A 17,364-nucleotide genomic window follows, 5' to 3' on the forward strand; every position below is an offset into this window, starting at 1 on the left:
TTATGGGGTTTCGATGCGTCGCTGCAACAAGTTGATCAGCAGCAACAGGACGAAGGAAACCACCAGCATCAGTACACCAATGGAGGTAGCGCCGGTGTAATCGTATTGGTCGAGTTTGACCATGATCAGCAGCGGCAGAATCTCGGTCTTCATCGGCATGTTACCGGCGATGAAAATCACCGAACCGTACTCGCCGACCCCGCGGGCAAAGGCCAGCGCGAAACCGGTCAGCCATGCCGGAAGCAGTGCCGGCAGCAGGATATGGCGGAAAACCTGCAATGGTTTCGCACCCAGGCACGCCGCCGCTTCTTCGACTTCACGAGGTATGTCTGCCAATACTGGCTGTACGGTACGTACTACGAATGGAAGTGTCACAAAAGTGAGGGCAAGGGTGATGCCCAGGGGGGTGTAGGCGATCTTGAAACCCAGATCCGCTGCAAACTGACCGACCAGACCGGTAGGGGTGTACAACGCCGTCAGCGCAATACCGGCCACTGCCGTGGGCAATGCGAACGGCAGGTCGATCATTGCATCGATCACTTTTCGTCCAGGGAAGGTATAGCGCACTAATACCCAGGCCAGCAGCGTGCCGATGATGCCGTTGATGATTGCGGCACACAGGGCGGTGCCGAAGCTGAGCTTCAGCGCCGCCAGCACCCGTGGCGCCGAGATGATTGCCCAGAACTGATCCCAGGTGAGTTGAGCGGCATGCACGAACATCGCCGCCAGTGGTATGAGCACAATCAGGCTGAGGTACACCAAGGTGTAGCCCAGCGTCAGCCCGAAGCCGGGTATGACGGGGGAGATACGACGCGACATAAAAGTCCTTGGTTAAAAAGCGTTCCGCTAAAACCATCCCTGTGGGAGCGAGCCTGCTCGCGAAGGGGGAGTACCCGTCAACATCCCTGTCGACTGAAACACCGCCTTCGCGAGCAGGCTCGCTCCCACAAGTTAAGCACCCAGGCTGACTGCATGGGTGCTCATTGATGGCCATTTAAGATTATTGCGCCTGGTAGATCTGGTCGAACACCCCGCCGTCATTGAAGAATTTCGGTTGTGCGGTTTTCCAACCGCCGAAGTCCTTATCGATGCTCACCAGCTCCAGTTTCGGGAACTGCTGGGCGTACTTGGCGGCCACATCCTTATCACGGGGGCGATAGAAATTCTTCGCCGCGATTTCCTGGCCGGCCGGGCTGTACAGGTGCTTGAGGTAGGCTTCGGCGATCTGCTCGTTGCCCTTTTTCTCGGCATTCTTGTCGACCACCGCCACCGGTGGCTCGGCGAGAATCGACAGCGAAGGCACGACGATGTCGAACTTGTCGGCGCCGCCCTCTTCTTTCAGGGCCAGGAAGGCTTCGTTTTCCCAGGCCAGCAACACGTCACCCTGGCCGTTGTTGACGAAGGTAATGGTCGAGCCGCGGGCGCCGGTGTCCAGCACTGGCACGTGCTTGAACAGGGTTTGCACGTATTCCTTGGCCTTGGCTTCGTCGCCGCCATTGGCTTTGAGGCCATAGGCCCAGGCCGCGAGGAAGTTCCAGCGCGCACCGCCGGAGGTTTTCGGGTTCGGCGTGATCACCGAAACGTCATTCTTGATCAGGTCACCCCAGTCCTTGATGCCTTTAGGGTTGCCCTTGCGCACCAGGAACACGATGGTCGAGGTATAAGGCGTGCTTGCGTCCGGCAGGCGCTTTTGCCAGTCAGCCGGCAGGGACTTGCCGAGCTTGGCGATTTCGTCGATGTCACCGGCCAGGGCCAGGGTCACGACGTCGGCACGCAGGCCATCGATTACCGCTCGGCCTTGCTTGCCCGAGCCACCATGGGATTGCTGGATTTTCACGGTGTCGCCGGCATGTTCCTTTTGCCAGAACTTCACGAATTCGGCGTTGTAGTCCTGATACAGCTCGCGGGTCGGGTCGTACGACACGTTGAGCAGTTCGTAGTCCTTGGCAACTGCAGAACCGGCGAAAAGGGCGCTGGCCAGGGCGGCCAAAGCGAAATGACGAATCGACGACATGGTGAAAGCTCCTGGAATTCTTGGTTTGTTGGCTTTTTCTTATGGGATATCGGAAATCGCGGTGCCTGATTCGCCTCAGCCCGGCTTGTTGCCCGGCTGCTGCAAGCGGAATTTTTCTTTGCGTTCGATCTGCACCACCTGCGCGTTGTGCACAGTGATTTCCACGGCCCCAAAACGCAGGTCGCGCAGGGCGCTCTGGATTTCACGCAGGATGGTGGCTTCGTCTTGACCGTCGACACTACGCAGGGATGCGCTCATATTGCTGCTCCTTCAACTGAGAGTTTGCCTCGCAGTGTCGGCACTGCTTGCGGCTTGGGAGCAATACTAGTGAGGTCTTGATATTCTTAAAAAGACTATTTAAGAATGTTTATATAACCAAAAAACATTATCTGACAAGACAAGGCTTTGCGAGGGATTGCACCTTTCAAACGTACGCAAACCCCCTGTAGGAGCGAGCTTGCTCGCGATGGTGGCAGGAGGCACCGCGTTCATTCAGGCAGCCCTTGTCATCGTTGAAGTTCTTCGCGAGCAAGCTCGCTCCTACGCGATCACCGGCGCATGAGCCCAGTTCAACTGCCCTGCCGGCACCGGTCGCCCGAACCAGTAGCCCTGCCCCAGATCACAGCCCTGCTCAAGGAGGAACGCCGCCTGTTCGACCTGCTCGATCCCCTCGGCATGAACCTGCATGCCCATGCTTTGGGCCAGGGCGATGATCACCCGCGAGATCGCCGCATCATCCTCGTCCCACGGCAATCCGGCGACGAAGCCCTGGTCGATTTTCAGTTTTTGCACCGGCAGGCGCTTGAGCCGCAACAGCGATGAGTAACCCGTGCCGAAGTCGTCGATGGCCAGGCGCACCCCCAACTCGCGCAGGCGATGCATCTGCTCCAGCGCGACTTCCGGATCATCCATCACCGCGCTTTCGGTCACTTCCAGTTCCAGACAGGCCGGTTCCAGCCCGGTTTCGTGCAGCACCTGCGCCACCTGCTGATACAACTCGCGACGAGCAAACAGGCGCGAAGAAATGTTGACCGCCACAAACGACAGCACCACCCCGTCCTGCTGCCACTGACACATCTGCCGGCACGCCTGCGCCATGACCCATGCATCGATTTCGGCGATCAGACCGGTTCGCTCGGCGACTGGAATGAATTCCGCCGGTGACACCAGCCCCCGCTGCGGGTGCTGCCAACGCACCAGCGCCTCGACACCCATCAGGCGGCTGGTCTTCAGGTCGTGAACCGGCTGGTAATAAACCTGTAGTTCCTGCTGGTCCAGGGCGCGGCGCAATTCGAAGGCGATCTCGACGCGTTGTTGGGCATGGGCGGTCAATTCTTCGGTGTAGAGCGCGTAGTCATTGCGACCGGTGCTTTTGGCCTTGAACAGTGCCGAATCGGCGTTGCGCAACAATTGTTCAACGCTCAAGGCATCGCTGGGGAACAGGCTGATGCCAATGCTGGTGTTGATGAACAGCTGATGTCCATCGATAGCAAACGGCTCTTTCAGTCCGTTGATGATCCGTTGTGCCAGCGCAGCCGCCTGGACCAACTGCGGACAGCATTCGGCCAGCACGGCAAACTCGTCGCCACCCAGCCGAGCCAGGGTAATGCCGGGATCGAACATACCTTTCAGGCGCCCGGCTACAGCCTTGAGCAACTGATCGCCGATGGTATGCCCGAGGCTATCGTTGATCATCTTGAAGTGATCGAGATCGATCATCAGCAGCGCGCAACCACGCTTGTGCACCTGTGCCGAAGCCAGGGCCTGTTCGGCGCGGTCGCTGAACAGCAGACGGTTCGGCAGGTCGGTCAGCGGGTCGTGGTGAGCCAGGTGCATCAACTCGTGTTCGGAGTTCTTGATTGCACTGATATCGGAAAACACCGCCACATACTGGCTCGGCTGGCCGTCGTCGTCATGAATCAGGCGGATTGTCTGCCATTGCGGATAAATTTCGCCGCTTTTGCGCCGGTTCCAGATTTCCCCGCTCCACTCCCCGGCGCTTGCAAGCGTGGCGAACATCGCTTGATAGAATTGCGCTGGATGGCGCCCCGACTTGAACATATTGGGCCGCTCCCCCAGCACCTCCTCACCGTCATAACCGGTGATCTCCATAAAGGCCCGGTTCACATGGACGATTGCGCCTTCCCGATTGGTGACCAGCACCCCTTCGCGGGTGCAGTCGAACACTGCCGTCGCCTGTCGCAAGCGCATGCGGTCGGCATCGCGCTCACGCAGTTTGGCGCCGATACCCAGACACCGCAGCAGCCGCGCCCGGGCAATGAAGATCAATCCGGCGCTGAACAGCACCCAAACGTAACCGTTGATCAGTTGCCATCGCAGTCGCTCGGCGGAGCTATCGAAGAAACTGTTTAATAAATAGCCACTGATCTGCAGCCAAACCACAGAAAGCAACAGATAGAGCAGCGCTGCACGCAAGGCATCACGATAGGTGGCAGGCATCCGGCAATCCATGTCCATACGAAAAGGTTGGAATTATAGTTTAAAGACACATCCAGCCACTCTTATCTGAAAGGGCGACTGGTTTTCTGTGTGGGCTTAGTGATAATGCAACGGCTGTTTTTTCTTTATCGAGGGCCCTACAGCCTATGTGGTACGAAGGTTTACTTGGCTTGTCAGCCTGGTCACTGGTAGCAGTCACCCTGCTGATGACCCACGTCACGATCATCGCCGTCACGGTCTATCTGCATCGTTACTCAGCCCACCGCTCCCTGGAGCTGAATGGGGGCCTCAAGCATTTCTTCCGTTTCTGGCTGTGGCTGACCACGGCGCAGAACACCCGCGAGTGGACGGCCATCCACCGCAAGCATCACGCCAAATGCGAAACCGTCGATGATCCGCACAGCCCGGTCATCAAGGGGCTGTCCACGGTGCTGCGCAAAGGCGCCGAGCTGTACCGCGCCGAAGCGGAAAACCCCGAGACGCTGCGCATCTACGGCAAGAACTGCCCCGAAGACTGGATCGAGCGCAACCTCTACAGCCGCTTCCCGCTGCTGGGTGTGGCGATCATGGCCGTTATTGACCTGCTGCTGTTCGGCACCATCGGCATCACCATCTGGGCCATCCAGATGATGTGGATCCCGGTATGGGCCGCCGGCGTGGTCAATGGCCTGGGCCATGCCATCGGCTACCGCAACTTCGAATGTCGCGATGCGGCGACCAACCTGGTGCCGTGGGGCATCCTGATTGGCGGCGAAGAACTGCATAACAACCATCACACCTACCCTAATTCGGCAAAACTGTCGGTGAAGAAGTGGGAATTCGATCTGGGCTGGGCGTGGATCAAAGTCTTCAGCTTCCTGCGCCTGGCCAAGGTTCAGCGGGTTGCGCCGATTGCCCATCGCGTCGAAGGCAAGGGCAACCTGGACATGGACACCGCCATGGCGATCCTCAACAACCGCTTCCAGATCATGGCCCAGTACCGCAAATTGGTGATCGGCCCGCTGGTCAAGCAAGAGCTGGAAAAGGTCGATCACTCGGTACGTCACCAGTTCCACCGGGCCAAACGCCTGCTTTCGCGCGAGACCAGCCTGCTGGATGACAAACACCATGTACGCATCCAGACCATGCTCGAGCACAGTCAGGCGCTGAAGGTAATCTACGAGAAACGCCTGGCCCTGCAGCAGATCTGGGTCAAGACCAGCTCAAATGGCCACGACATGCTGGCGGCCATCAAGGACTGGGTACACGAAGCCGAAGCCAGCGGGATTCAATCCCTGCGCGACTTCGCCGATCAGTTGAAAACCTACTCCCTGCGCCCTGCCGCCGTCTGACCGCAGCGCGCAGCCGCAATACCTGTGGGAGCGAGCCTGCTCCCACATTGATTTGTGGCCGCAAAAAAACATCGCCAGTACCGCCCGGCGGGAGCAACCTCCCTCGCCACAAAAGGCGGGAACTTCATCTTGAAACCCTTATCTCAAAGACACTTCGCCATCCCCGGCGGGCTTGGTGTTGGCCGCATGCCCTTTGAGATTTGTTTCGATGGCCCAAAAGAACCTGCAAGACTCATCTCCGTCACATTGGCCCGAGGCCGCGCAGACCCTGATGGCGTTGATGCACGCCCAAGGCGAAGTCACACGCCTGACCGAACGGGAACAACTGCTCAACACATTGCTGGCAAGCGTCAACGCGGTGCTGTGGGCATTCGATTGGGAATCCCGCCGGGTGCTTTACGTCAGCCCTGCCTATGAACGGATCTTTGGCCGGTCAGCCGATCAGTTGCTGGCCGACTGCAATCAATGGCGCGACAGCATTCACCCTGACGACCTCGACTACGCCGAACGAAGCCTGGCCGAAGTGCTGGACAAGGGCGCCGTCGAAGATCGTGAGTATCGAATCATTACCGCCGACGGCCAGGTGCGCTGGCTAAGCGACAAATGCTTCATCAATCGCCAGGCCGAGCCGGGGCAACCGGTGATCATCGTCGGCATTGCCGAAGACATCACCAACAAAAAACAGATGGAAACCGAACTGCAGCGCCTGGCCACCATCGACGCCCTGACCCAGAGCAGCAATCGCCATCATTTCTTCGAATGCGCTCACCGCGAGTTCGCACACGCCCGGCAACAGGGCGAGCCGCTGTCGTTTCTGATGCTGGATATTGATGACTTCAAAACGATCAACGACACCTACGGTCACCAGGAAGGCGACAACGTGCTGCAACGCATTGCCGAAAGCGGACGCGCAGCGTTGCGCCGTCGCGACCTGTTCGGGCGCATTGGCGGTGAGGAATTTGCTGCGGTGTTTCCCGGGTGCACGCCGCAAATGGCCCTGCAAGTGGCTGAACGCCTGCAACGGCAGATTCAGCAGTTGAGTTTCAACCATGAAGGCCGGACGTTCGGCATCACTGTCAGCCAGGGCCTGACCAGCCTGAGCGCCTCGGACGAAAACGTGGAGGACCTGTTTTCCCGGGCGGATGCCGCGATGTATCAGGCCAAACGCGAGGGCAAGAACAGGATTGTCACGGCCTGACAGGCACCACAGACCCCATGTGGGAGCGGGCTTGCTCGCGAAGGGGCCGCATCAGTCACCTTTTATGTCGACTGACACTCCGCTTTCGCGGGCAAGCCCGCTCCCACAGGGGTAAGTGGAGAGCTTACTTTTTGCGCAACCGCATCAATTCCGGCAAACCGATCTTGAGCAACCGCGCCGTCCGGCTCTTGGCCAACTCCTCGATGCCCTCATGCTCGGTCAGGCGCGCCATCTGCGCCGCCATGTTCATCACCAGCGCTTCGCGGGAGTAAACCCCGCCACCGAGCTGGTAGGCCGCTGCAATCAGCTCCCGCAACTCCAGCGGCAGACGCCAGCGCGTACGCAGGGCCGAGCCATAGGCCGCGCCATATTCAACCAGCGCCTCTCCCACTTCTTCCAGCTCGTCCAGTTCGCCGCCAGCCTGTTTCCATTCCTGCAGGCAGCGCAGCAACGCCAGATCACCGAGGCGATGCAACATGCCGGCGCAATAGCAGCGCTCCTGATCCAGATCGAGCAAGCGCGCCAGGGTGCGCGCATACTCGGCAGTGTGCAGCGACAGATCCCAGTAACGCTCGGCATAGTCGGCCAATTGCGGATCGCTGAGCCGGGCACTGCGCTTGAGCGTCAATCCGAGAATCAGGTTCATGCTCTGCCCGGTACCCAGGCGATGCAGCGCCTGGGACAGGGTTTGCACACCCGCGCCGCGGTGCTGGGCCGCGCTGTTGGCGGCGGCAATCAGCACAGCCGTGACCTGCGGATCGGTGCGGATTTCGTCCTCCAGCACCGTCAGGTCGAGGCCATTGGGATTGAGGCTGCGTTTGACCGCCACTTGCACGTCGGTCATCAGCGGCGCACCGTCGGCCAATTCCCGTCGACGCTCCAGAAACACCGACAACGTCATGCCCGGCGCCAGCGCCGGCACTTCGCACGAGACTTCTTCCCCCGCGTGCAGCAGCAACCCCTGCAACCGATGGGTCAGGCTTTCCATGTTCAGGGGCTTGGTCAGGTACGCGGCCGGCGCCAGCGGCAAGGCCTCGCGCACGCTGGCACTGTCGTTGCGACTGCTCATGAGGATGAAGGGCAGCGGCGGGTTGCGTTTGCGCTGGCGGATGTTACGCAGGACATTCAGGCCATCGACACCCGGCAACTCCCAATCGGCGATGACCAGGTCATAGGAATTGGCAGCCAATAGCTCCAGCGCTTGCTGGCCATCGGCGCACAAATCCAGCCGTGCATCGCAGCGTACGTTCAACAACACTTCCTTGAGCAGATCCCGGGACCAGGGGTCGGCCTCGGCAATCAGTACTCTCGGAACCGCGGGTAAAATGACAGTTGTCATACAGCTCTCCCTGGCAATGCAGGAACCTTAGCCAATGCTGGCCATTCGATACAGCGTTAATGCGCGGGATGTGTTTTCAGGGGCATGAAAAAACCCGCCGAAGCGGGTTTTTTGTGGATCAGGTCACACTGGGTGATCAGAGCTCGGCGAAGCACTCTTCGATGATCGCCAGGCCTTTGTCCAGTTGCTCGTCCGGCGAGGTCAGCGGTACCAGGACGCGCAGAACGTTGCCGTAGGTGCCGCAGGACAGCAGGATCAGGCCCTTGTCGCGAGCCTTGGCCACAACCGATGCCACAGCGGCGGCGTTTGGCTTGTGGCTGTCGCCGTTTTCGAACAGCTCGACAGCGATCATCGCACCCAGGGCACGAACTTCGCCGATCACCGGGTACTTGGCCTGGATGGCCTTCAGGCCAGTTACCAGACGCTCGCCAACGGCCTTGCAACGATCCAGCAGGTGCTCTTCTTCGAACACTTCCATCACGGCCAGGGCCGCGGCGCAAGCAATCGGGCTACCGGCGTAGGTGCCGCCCAGGCCGCCTGGAGCGATGGCGTCCATGTATTCGGCCTTGCCGCACACACCGGCCAGCGGGAAGCCGCCAGCGATGGATTTGGCGAAGGTGGTCAGGTCGGCAGCAACGCCCATCTGTTCCATGGCGAAGAAAGTACCGGTACGGCCAGCGCCAGTCTGTACTTCGTCAGCGATCAGCAGGATGCCGTGCTGGTCGCACAGGGCACGCAGACGCTTCATGAATTCTTTCGGAGCGACGTAGAAACCACCTTCGCCCTGAACCGGCTCGATGATGATCGCAGCGATGTCTTTCGGCTCGGCGTCGTTCTTGAAGATGCGTTCGATGGAAGCGATCGAGTCGTCGATGCTCACACCGTGCAGTTCGTTCGGGTACAGCGCGCGGAAGATGCCGCCTGGCATCAGGCCCATGCCGGCCGAGTAAGGCACGACTTTACCGGTCAGGCCCAGGGTCATCATGGTGCGACCGTGGTAAGCGCCGGTGAACGCGATCACGCCGGCACGGCCAGTGGCGGCACGGGCGATCTTGATCGAGTTTTCCACGGCTTCGGAACCGGTGGTCACCAGCAGGGTTTTCTTGGCGAAATCGCCTGGCACCTTGGCGTTGATTTTTTCGCACACTTCTACGTACGGCTCGTAGGCCAGCACCTGGAAGCAAGTGTGGGTCAGCTTGTTCAGCTGCTCGGTCACGGCCGCGATGATTTTCGGGTGCACGTGGCCGGTGTTCAGCACGGCGATACCGCCGGCGAAGTCGATGAACTCACGACCTTCAACGTCGGTCACGGTCGCGTTCTTCGCGGACTCGGCGAAGATCGGGTGAATCTGGCCAACACCACGTGGAACTGCATTGGTACGGCGGGCCATCAAAGAAGCGTTAGTCTTGCTCATTACATTCCTCATTCGCCGCTCATCGGTCGGCGTGGTTCAAGGATTAAGCAGCGGGGAACAGCGGCGGCAGCATGCGATGATCGACTGCCACGGCGTTCCCGGCCACCGAGAATATTCCGGTTTGAAGCGGCGCAAAGGGACAGCGCTCTCGTGCCCTTTGCGCTTGAAGCAATGCTCTTCCGGGTTAGATGCCCAGGCAGAGGTATTTGATTTCCAGGTAATCTTCGATGCCGTACTTGGAGCCTTCACGGCCCAGGCCCGAGGCCTTGATGCCACCGAACGGCGCGACTTCGTTGGAGATCAACCCGGTGTTGACGCCGACCATGCCGTATTCCAGGGCTTCAGCCACACGGAACACGCGACCCAGGTCGCGAGCATAGAAGTACGAGGCCAGACCGAATTCGGTGTCGTTGGACATCGCGATCACCTCGGCTTCGTCTTTGAAGCGGAACAGTGGGGCCAATGGACCGAAGGTTTCTTCCTTGGCCACGGCAGCGTTGTTCGGCACGTTGGTCAGGATGGTCGGCTCGAAGAAGTTACCTTCCATCGACTTGCCGCCGGACAGCACGGTAGCGCCTTTGGAAACGGCGTCAGCAATGTGCTCTTGCACCTTGGCCACGGCTTTTTCGTCGATCAGCGGGCCAGTGGTAGTGCCTGCTTCCAGACCGTTACCGATCTTGAGCTTGGCCACAGCGGCTTTCAGCTTCTCGGCGAATGCGTCGTAGACCGAATCCTGAATGTACAGGCGGTTGGCGCAGACGCAGGTCTGACCGTTGTTGCGGTACTTGGAGATGATCGCGCCTTCGACGGCCTTATCCAGGTCCGCGTCGTCGAACACGATGAACGGCGCGTTGCCGCCCAGTTCCAGGGACACTTTCTTGATGTCCTTGGCGCATTCCGACATCAGTTGACGACCGATTTCGGTCGAACCGGTGAAGGACAGCTTGCGCACGATCGGGTTGCTGGTCAGTTCGCTGCCGATGTCGCCGGCGCTGCCGGAAACCACGCTGAACACGCCTGCAGGGATACCGGCACGCTGGGCCAGTTCGGCCAAGGCGAATGCAGAGAACGGAGTTTGCGAAGCAGGCTTGAGCACCATGGTGCAACCGGCGGCCAGGGCCGGGCCGGCTTTACGGGTGATCATCGCGGCCGGGAAGTTCCACGGGGTGATTGCAGCGGTCACGCCGATTGGCTGCTTGATCACGATCAGGCGCTTGTCTGGCTGGTGGCCCGGAATCACGTCACCGTAGATGCGCTTGGCTTCTTCGGCGAACCATTCGATGAAGGACGCGGCGTAAACGATTTCGCCCTTGGCTTCGGCCAATGGCTTGCCCTGTTCCAGGGTCATCAGGCGAGCCAGGTCGTCCTGGTTCTCGATGATCAGTTCATACCAGCGACGCAGTTTGCCTGCACGCTCTTTGGCGGTCAGGGCACGCCAGGCCGGCAGCGCTTTGTCAGCAGCTTCGATCGCACGGCGGGTTTCGGCAGCGCCCATTTTCGGCACAGTGCCCAGAATTTCGCCCGTTGCCGGGTTGTTGACCTTGATCGTCTGACCATTGTCCGCATCAACCCACGCGCCATCGATGAAGGCTTGCTGGCGGAACAACTGGGTGTCTTTAAGCTGCATGTCGGCTTTCCTTAACAGCACCGCGCACGCGCGGAGCAAATTATGATTGTAGAAAGGCGCCTCGATAGGCTGCCGTCAGGGAAATCATTCACCGGGCTGAAGCACATAAATAGCGCACTGATTGAACTCGTGCGGTTCAGCACCCAGACAAGAGCGTTTGAAATCTCAAACGAATCCTAGGATCAAAGGGGGTAAAGGACAATAGGCTGTTCGAAAAAAAGAACGAAAACGACGCTTTTGCCCGTATTTTCTGATCAACGTAGCAAACGCCCGTTACAGCTTTAAAAAAACGCAGGCGATTCAGCAGCATGGACGCCCGCAGTGCATATGAGTATCATGGCGCCCGCTGCACCAGTAGCTCAGCTGGATAGAGTACTGCCCTCCGAAGGCAGGGGTCGTGGGTTCGAATCCCGCCTGGTGCACCATACGTTGTAACGAGAAAGCCTCAGGCCTTATGGGTCTGGGGCTTTTTTTTGGGTGTTGTTTTTATGAAATCAAACTGACTCCATTGGAGTCGGGTGAGAGGTAGCAGGCCATTAGCAAAACATCGGCGCGAGCTCCATGGCGGAGCCGACGGCACGCGGGCTGAAGGTTCAGTTGTCAACTTAAAGTTGACTACTCCAGCACTCGGCGAGTGATTGGGGGGAAACCCAGACAATCCCCCCAGAGTTCTACTAGCACCCCTGGTTATCTACCGAACGGAGCCTGTTGCTGGTGATCGCATGGGGTGAGGGTACGAAGCAACCGTCAAGGACAACTTGACAGTTCGATTTGATTACATGCGCCAGCGTCAGCGTCAGTCGCGTGCAGCGTTTCGTAGTTTTTTGGGTAGTCAGGGGACGGCTCCAAAGATACGAAAAAAAAGTACCTTATAGTGTTCCATTCTCTGCATTAGGGTACAAAAAACCGCCGAAGCGGTTTTTTTTATTCTGTGGTCCAGTCGAACTCGTCGTACTCCTCATCGTCCTCGTCGTCCTCGAAGAACTCCTCTTCAAGGTCGTCGCCTTCAACAACATCCTCTTCCGGCTGGTTCAGCAGAAAATCCTTGCGACTCTCGGTAATCGCTCGCCGTAGTTCTTCACCCTTTTGCGGGCAGTTGAGCATTTGGGCGATGCGGTCGATTTTTTTTGCCACGGCATCCTCCAACGCATCGGCTATAGCCTGATAGTGCGCGCTTTCGGGGGTGGATGCCAAATCCCAGCCATGCTGCGCACTTCAGTTTGCTGCAAATCAGCCTTTAGCGGTGATAGCGCCGTACCACGCTGCTGTTTCTCAGGACGTGGCCTTTGATTTTTTCCAGCAGCTGCGCACGGGTCAGGCCGGCGGGCAAAGCGTCCGGGGCCAGGTCCAGGGCGTAGATCTGGATGATGTAGTGGTGCGCGCTGTCGCCAACGGGTGGGCAAGGGCCGATGTAGCCGGTGGTGTTCTGGCTGTTGATACCGCCAACGCCCTCGAGGCCGGGTTTGCTCCCGGCACCGGCCGGGATCTGGTGGGTGCCGGCCTTGATGCCGTAATGCACCCACTGATCGATGCCCTGGCCTTTCTGGCCGTCCGGGTCGTGCATGACGATGGCGTAGCTTTGGGTGGCGGCCGGGCCGGTGTTCCAGTTCAATGCCGGGGAAATGTTGTGTCCGCCACAACCCGCGGAATCGCTCGCAGCGGCCGAGGTGAACAGACGGTCATCGGAAACTCCGGGAATGTTCAGGGTGAAGCGTTCCTGGGCCTGCGCCGGGAACTGCACGCAAAGGGCGACAGCGGCGGCTGCGAGCCAAGCGTTGATTGAGGTCAATCGGGTCATACCGGAGCACCTTGTGCGTATTGGGCCGTCGTCGGCGTGCAAACTATAGCCGGACCGTTCACGCCGTGGCAGCGGGCAATTGGCTGAACCTCTCGATAAGCGCCAGACTCATAAGTAAACGTCTGTCTGGAGAGCAATCATGACTCTGCATCGCGTTGCGCGTGTCACCAATGTGCCCGAAGACCGGGGTCTGGAAGTGCAAGTCCAGGGCAGCAAGATTCTACTGTTGCGGGCCGGTGAGCAACTTCGCGCTTATCAGGCAGAATGCCCCCATGCCGGCGCCCCGCTGGCTGACGGTGCGGTATGCAACGGTCGTCTGACCTGTCCGTGGCACAAGGCGCAGTTTCGGATCGAGGATGGCGGGCTGTGTGAACCGCCAGCCCTGGACAGTCTCAAGCGCTATCCCCTCGAAGTTCGTGACGGCGACATCTGGGTCGGCGACCAGCCGTTATCGGACGCCCACACGCCACCGGCCGACGATCCACGAACCTTCATTATTATCGGCGCTGGCGCGGCAGGCACGGCGGCAGCAGCGGCGTTGCGCGAGAAAGGCTTCGGTGGCCGGGTGCTGTTGATCGACCGCGAAGCCGATGCCGGATACGACCGCACTGCGCTGAGCAAATACGTGATCGCCGGGGAAATGCCGCCGCAGGAAGTCCCGCCGCTGCGCGACGAGGCGTTTTACCGTGAGCAGCGGATCGAGCGCCTGCAGGGCGAAGTGGCCAGCCTGGACGCATCAAACCGCACACTGCGGCTGACTGACGGCCAATCACTGACCTACGACGCCGCGCTGCTGGCCACCGGCGGCGAACCCAAACTGTTGACGCTGCCCGGCGCCGACTTGCCGCAGGTGTTCGTTTTACGCTCCAGAGTCCATGCACAGCAGATTCTGCACAGCGCCAGCGCCGGCCAACGGGTGGTGATCATCGGCGACAGTTTCATTGCCATGGAGTCCGCCTCGTCCCTGCGCCAGCTTGGCCTGGACGTGACTGTGCTGGCCCGCCACGCAGTGCCATTTGCCAAACAGTTCGGCGAAACAGTCGGCAAGGCCATTCGCGCGCGGCATGAAGCCCATGGCGTGATGTTTCATACCCAGGGCAATGCGGCGCAGATCGAAGGAACGGACAAGGTCGAAGCCGTACGCCTGGACAACGGCCAACGCCTGGCGGCCGATCTGGTGCTGGTCGGCATTGGCGTCACGCCGGCCACCGCCGCCTTCACCGGGCTGGCGAAAGAACAGGATCAGTCGCTGCGTGTCGACGGCGCAATGCGCGTGGCCGACGGCCTCTGGGCGGCTGGCGATATCGCCACCTTCCCGCTGAACAACCAATACGTGCGCATCGAACACTGGCGACTGGCCCAACAGCAAGCGCGGATCGCAGCGGCCAATATGCTGGGCGGGGACGAGCATTACCTCGACGTGCCGTTTTTCTGGACCTGGCATTTCGGCAAGACCTACGACTACCTCGGGCATGCCGAGGCCTGGGACGAAGTCGAGTTCAAGGGCGACCCTTACGATCCACCCTTCATAGGCCTGTTCGGAAAAAATGGCGTGGTGTCCGCGGCGCTAGCCTGCGAGATGGACCGGGCCATGGCAATGCTTGCCGAGCGGATGAAACAACCGTTGCCCTGGGAAGAGGCATGGCGCCTGATCCGTGACGTTCCCTAGGGGGGGGGGCGGACAGCAAAACGCCCGGCACCTGCGCGATGCAGAGGCCGGGCGTTACCGGGTAAGCGGCCGCCGTTATTCGGTAGCGCCGGTTTCCGCAAACTTGCTCATGACAAAACCGGCAAACTCTTCGATGGTCATTTTCTGGCCGTTGAAATCCACCTGATTGTTGGCGTAATGCAAGTTGGTGACGATATTGTTGCCGTCCAGTTTTGCCAGTTGGCTGCCGACCGCCATGCTGCCGAACATGTCTGCGGTGGCGGTGGCCTGATCGGCAATCAGCTTGGCGTCGGTCTGACCGTCGATTTGCGACTGCACGGTGAGTACATCGACCAGCATGGGTTTGGACACTCTCAGTTTGAAGTCCAGCAACGCGATCAACTGCCTGACCAGCTGATCGGTCGGCAGGTCGATGGTTTGTGGCTTGGTCAGGTTGAGCACCATGTTGGCGCGACTCTCACCGTTGGCTGTGTTGAACGACAGGTTTTCCAGGGCCACCTGCGGACCGGCCGCCAGCAGTTTTTCCAGGCTGGATTTGAGCAATGCCTCTTCGGCTTCGGTCAGTTTCAGCTCCGGTGCCGGCAGGCCCGCTTCCACCGCTTCGGCCGCCGCACGCTCATACGGCTGCAGCTTGCTCTGGTAGACCTGCATCAACGACATCGTGGCCGGAATGTCGAGGTTCTTCACGCTCATGGTCAGCGCACCGGAACCGATGGGCTTGCCATTCAGGGACACTTCGCCAACTTTGTAATCGGCACGCCCGGAAGCGTTGCTGCCCTTTTCTTCCGTCAGGTTTTTCATCTCGAATTTCTTGAAGTCCAGCACCGACTGCTTGACGCCAAAAGTCGATTTGCCGCTGGCCAGTTCAAGGACGTTCTCGCCGACATAGAAGCCGTAGGTACTTTTGGTCAGGTTGCTGGCCAGGGTCAGGCCGTTCAACTCAACCTGCACCGGTGCCTGGTCTTCAGAAACGGTGGTCACTTTCAGGCTGTCCATGTAGCCGGTGGCCTTGACCTTCTGCGCCTTGGCGCTCGCGTCGACGTCCATGCTCAGGCCGGAGAATTTCATGCTCGACTGGTCATCCAGCGCCATTTCCAGCGGCTGCAACTCGAAGGTGCCATTGGTAGCGTTGTCATAGCCGATGTTGACCACGCCGGTCAGTGGGGATTTGTCCTTGGCGGCGGCAAACCACTTCTCGGTGAGCGGGGTCTTTTCCAGTTCGTAGTGACTGGTCGCCAGGACCGGCAGCCACTTCAGCGACATCAGCCGCGAGAACGGCAACGGGCCGTGTTCGATGTGATCGACAAACAGCAGCTCGACCGGTGCTTCGCCGAACATTTCACCTTCGCCCTTGAGACGATAGTGCGCAGTACTGCTGAATACATGACGCTCCAGCGACACCAGTTCCAGCGAAGCGGTGCCGTTGGAACCGACCATGGCCGCTTGCAGCTCCTTGTTGGCATCGGCAATCGAGGAGTTCAACACACCTTCTAGCCTGGTGCCGGTGAACCATGCTCCGCCTGCGCTGATGGCACCGATTGCGACAACAATTCCCAGTAGCACGCCTGCTGATTTGTTCATGTATGACCCGTTCAATATCCGTTGTTGAAAGTGTGGTCGTCTTCCCTGAACCCATGACGGGTTGCGGCTCGACTGTGCTGAAAGTGGAATGCAGATTAGCATCAGGCGCGACGAACGGCCCAATGATTAAAGGTGAAGGAGTGTCTTGGGGGATCTCAGGGTTCGAATTTTTCGCTGTGCATTCAATCGCCTTCGCGAGCAAGCCCGCTCCCACATTGGAATGCGTACTCCTGTGGGAGCGGGCTTGCCCGCGAAGGCGTCAGAACAGCCAACACAAAATCAGGAGTATTGGACTTCGATCTCATCGAGTTGATGATCAAAGCTTTTAAGCCGCGCCGTCCAGGTGTACACCAGCACTTCGAAGTCGCGGTTGATCACCGCCCCGCCCGTCACTTCCGCGCGTGGGTCGCAGACGTCCAGTTGATAACGTTCACGGGCCATGGCCGTGGCGACATCGGCCAGCTCCCGGGCATTGCTGAGCCAGTGCCGATCGTCGTCAGCCACTTGCCGGTCCAGCGCCAGGCATTGTTTTTTCAGGGTTTCGAGGCTTTTTTCCAGCGGCGTGCCGGTCAATTCGCCCATGACCTCCTGAAACGTGCGCCCCGGTTGCCAATAACTGCCCCAGAAATAGCGGTCGAACACTGTTTCGACACGACGCAACGCCACCTTGGTATCCCAAATAAGGACCAGGGTCTTGCCTTGTTCGAGTTGTCTTTTTTTGATGCGCTGATTCTGGACCGACGCCCAGGCCACCACCGCAACGGACATCACGGCTATCAATGCGACTGCACTGTCGAGGAACACCAGAGCCTGGTCGATCTGGTGGGCCAGCATGACGCCGTAGAAATAGGTGGCCGACAGCAGCACCAACGCCACGATGGCGCACCAGAAGCCGAGAGCATAAGGGTTTTTCATTGTTGGTTTCCCCCTGAC

14 protein-coding genes and 1 tRNA gene are annotated in these 17,364 nt (G+C 59.4%); 4 read left to right on the plus strand and 11 right to left on the minus strand.

The features are described 5' to 3' along the window. The 4 genes from cysT to dibA all read right to left on the minus strand — a co-directional run bounded on the left by cysT (position 1) and on the right by dibA (position 4,474). Complete coding sequence (gene cysT / locus Q8X48_RS05240) at positions 1 to 819, minus strand: sulfate ABC transporter permease subunit CysT (protein WP_007972956.1); 819 nt, start codon at positions 817 to 819, stop codon at positions 1 to 3. A gap of 181 nt (positions 820 to 1,000) precedes the next feature. Continuing rightward, a complete protein-coding gene (locus tag Q8X48_RS05245) occupies positions 1,001 to 2,014 on the minus strand; it encodes a sulfate ABC transporter substrate-binding protein (protein WP_126048556.1) in 1,014 nt (337 codons plus the stop codon). A 75-nt stretch (positions 2,015 to 2,089) separates the two neighbouring features. After that, positions 2,090 to 2,272 (minus strand): sulfur starvation response protein OscA, encoded by a 183-nt coding sequence (oscA, locus tag Q8X48_RS05250; RefSeq protein WP_007975618.1) that lies wholly within the window; start codon positions 2,270 to 2,272, stop codon positions 2,090 to 2,092. 282 nt (positions 2,273 to 2,554) lie between these two features. Beyond that, on the minus strand, positions 2,555 to 4,474 hold the full coding sequence (gene dibA, locus Q8X48_RS05255; RefSeq protein WP_407799882.1) for a phosphodiesterase DibA: 1,920 nt from the start codon (positions 4,472 to 4,474) through the stop codon (positions 2,555 to 2,557). 146 nt (positions 4,475 to 4,620) lie between these two features. Here dibA and desA point away from each other — a divergent pair, with 146 nt between their 5' ends. After that, positions 4,621 to 5,805, plus strand: coding sequence for a delta-9 fatty acid desaturase DesA (gene desA, locus Q8X48_RS05260; RefSeq protein WP_407799883.1), 1,185 nt, complete (start codon positions 4,621 to 4,623; stop codon positions 5,803 to 5,805). Between the two features lie 208 nt (positions 5,806 to 6,013). Further along, complete coding sequence (locus Q8X48_RS05265; RefSeq protein ID WP_407799884.1) at positions 6,014 to 7,003, plus strand: GGDEF domain-containing protein; 990 nt, start codon at positions 6,014 to 6,016, stop codon at positions 7,001 to 7,003. 124 nt (positions 7,004 to 7,127) lie between these two features. Here Q8X48_RS05265 and Q8X48_RS05270 read toward each other — a convergent pair whose 3' ends face one another. From Q8X48_RS05270 to gabD, 3 genes are all read right to left on the minus strand, one after another. Then, entirely contained in the window at positions 7,128 to 8,342 is a 1,215-nt protein-coding gene (locus Q8X48_RS05270; protein ID WP_407799885.1) for an HDOD domain-containing protein, read from the minus strand. A 136-nt stretch (positions 8,343 to 8,478) separates the two neighbouring features. Beyond that, on the minus strand, positions 8,479 to 9,756 hold the full coding sequence (gabT, locus tag Q8X48_RS05275; protein WP_007975624.1) for a 4-aminobutyrate--2-oxoglutarate transaminase: 1,278 nt from the start codon (positions 9,754 to 9,756) through the stop codon (positions 8,479 to 8,481). Between the two features lie 184 nt (positions 9,757 to 9,940). Then, a complete protein-coding gene (gene gabD / locus Q8X48_RS05280; protein ID WP_407799886.1) occupies positions 9,941 to 11,383 on the minus strand; it encodes an NADP-dependent succinate-semialdehyde dehydrogenase in 1,443 nt (480 codons plus the stop codon). A gap of 348 nt (positions 11,384 to 11,731) precedes the next feature. On the opposite strand from gabD, the gene Q8X48_RS05285 reads away from it, so the two are divergent. Further along, positions 11,732 to 11,808: transfer RNA gene (locus tag Q8X48_RS05285), tRNA-Arg, on the plus strand. 499 nt (positions 11,809 to 12,307) lie between these two features. On the opposite strand, the gene Q8X48_RS05290 is transcribed toward Q8X48_RS05285, so the two are convergent. Both Q8X48_RS05290 and Q8X48_RS05295 read right to left on the minus strand, forming a co-directional pair. Beyond that, complete coding sequence (locus Q8X48_RS05290) at positions 12,308 to 12,577, minus strand: hypothetical protein (protein ID WP_015092967.1); 270 nt, start codon at positions 12,575 to 12,577, stop codon at positions 12,308 to 12,310. 43 nt (positions 12,578 to 12,620) lie between these two features. Further along, positions 12,621 to 13,181, minus strand: a complete 561-nt coding sequence (locus Q8X48_RS05295) for a YbhB/YbcL family Raf kinase inhibitor-like protein (protein WP_407799887.1) — start codon at positions 13,179 to 13,181, stop codon at positions 12,621 to 12,623. Positions 13,182 to 13,320: 139 nt separating this feature from the next. On the opposite strand from Q8X48_RS05295, the gene Q8X48_RS05300 reads away from it, so the two are divergent. Further along, positions 13,321 to 14,850, plus strand: a complete 1,530-nt coding sequence (locus Q8X48_RS05300; RefSeq protein ID WP_407799888.1) for an FAD-dependent oxidoreductase — start codon at positions 13,321 to 13,323, stop codon at positions 14,848 to 14,850. Positions 14,851 to 14,925: 75 nt separating this feature from the next. On the opposite strand, the gene Q8X48_RS05305 is transcribed toward Q8X48_RS05300, so the two are convergent. Both Q8X48_RS05305 and Q8X48_RS05310 read right to left on the minus strand, forming a co-directional pair. Further along, on the minus strand, positions 14,926 to 16,431 hold the full coding sequence (locus tag Q8X48_RS05305; protein WP_407799889.1) for a YdgA family protein: 1,506 nt from the start codon (positions 16,429 to 16,431) through the stop codon (positions 14,926 to 14,928). Positions 16,432 to 16,710: 279 nt separating this feature from the next. Beyond that, the gene (locus tag Q8X48_RS05310) at positions 16,711 to 17,346 is read right to left on the minus strand and encodes an NADH:ubiquinone oxidoreductase subunit N (RefSeq protein WP_126048542.1); all 636 of its coding nucleotides are present in this window, start codon (positions 17,344 to 17,346) and stop codon (positions 16,711 to 16,713) included. Between the last annotated feature and the right edge of the window lie 18 nt (positions 17,347 to 17,364).

This window comes from Pseudomonas sp. QLc11A, from assembly GCF_052112305.1.
Lineage (GTDB): Bacteria > Pseudomonadota > Gammaproteobacteria > Pseudomonadales > Pseudomonadaceae > Aquipseudomonas > Aquipseudomonas laurylsulfatiphila.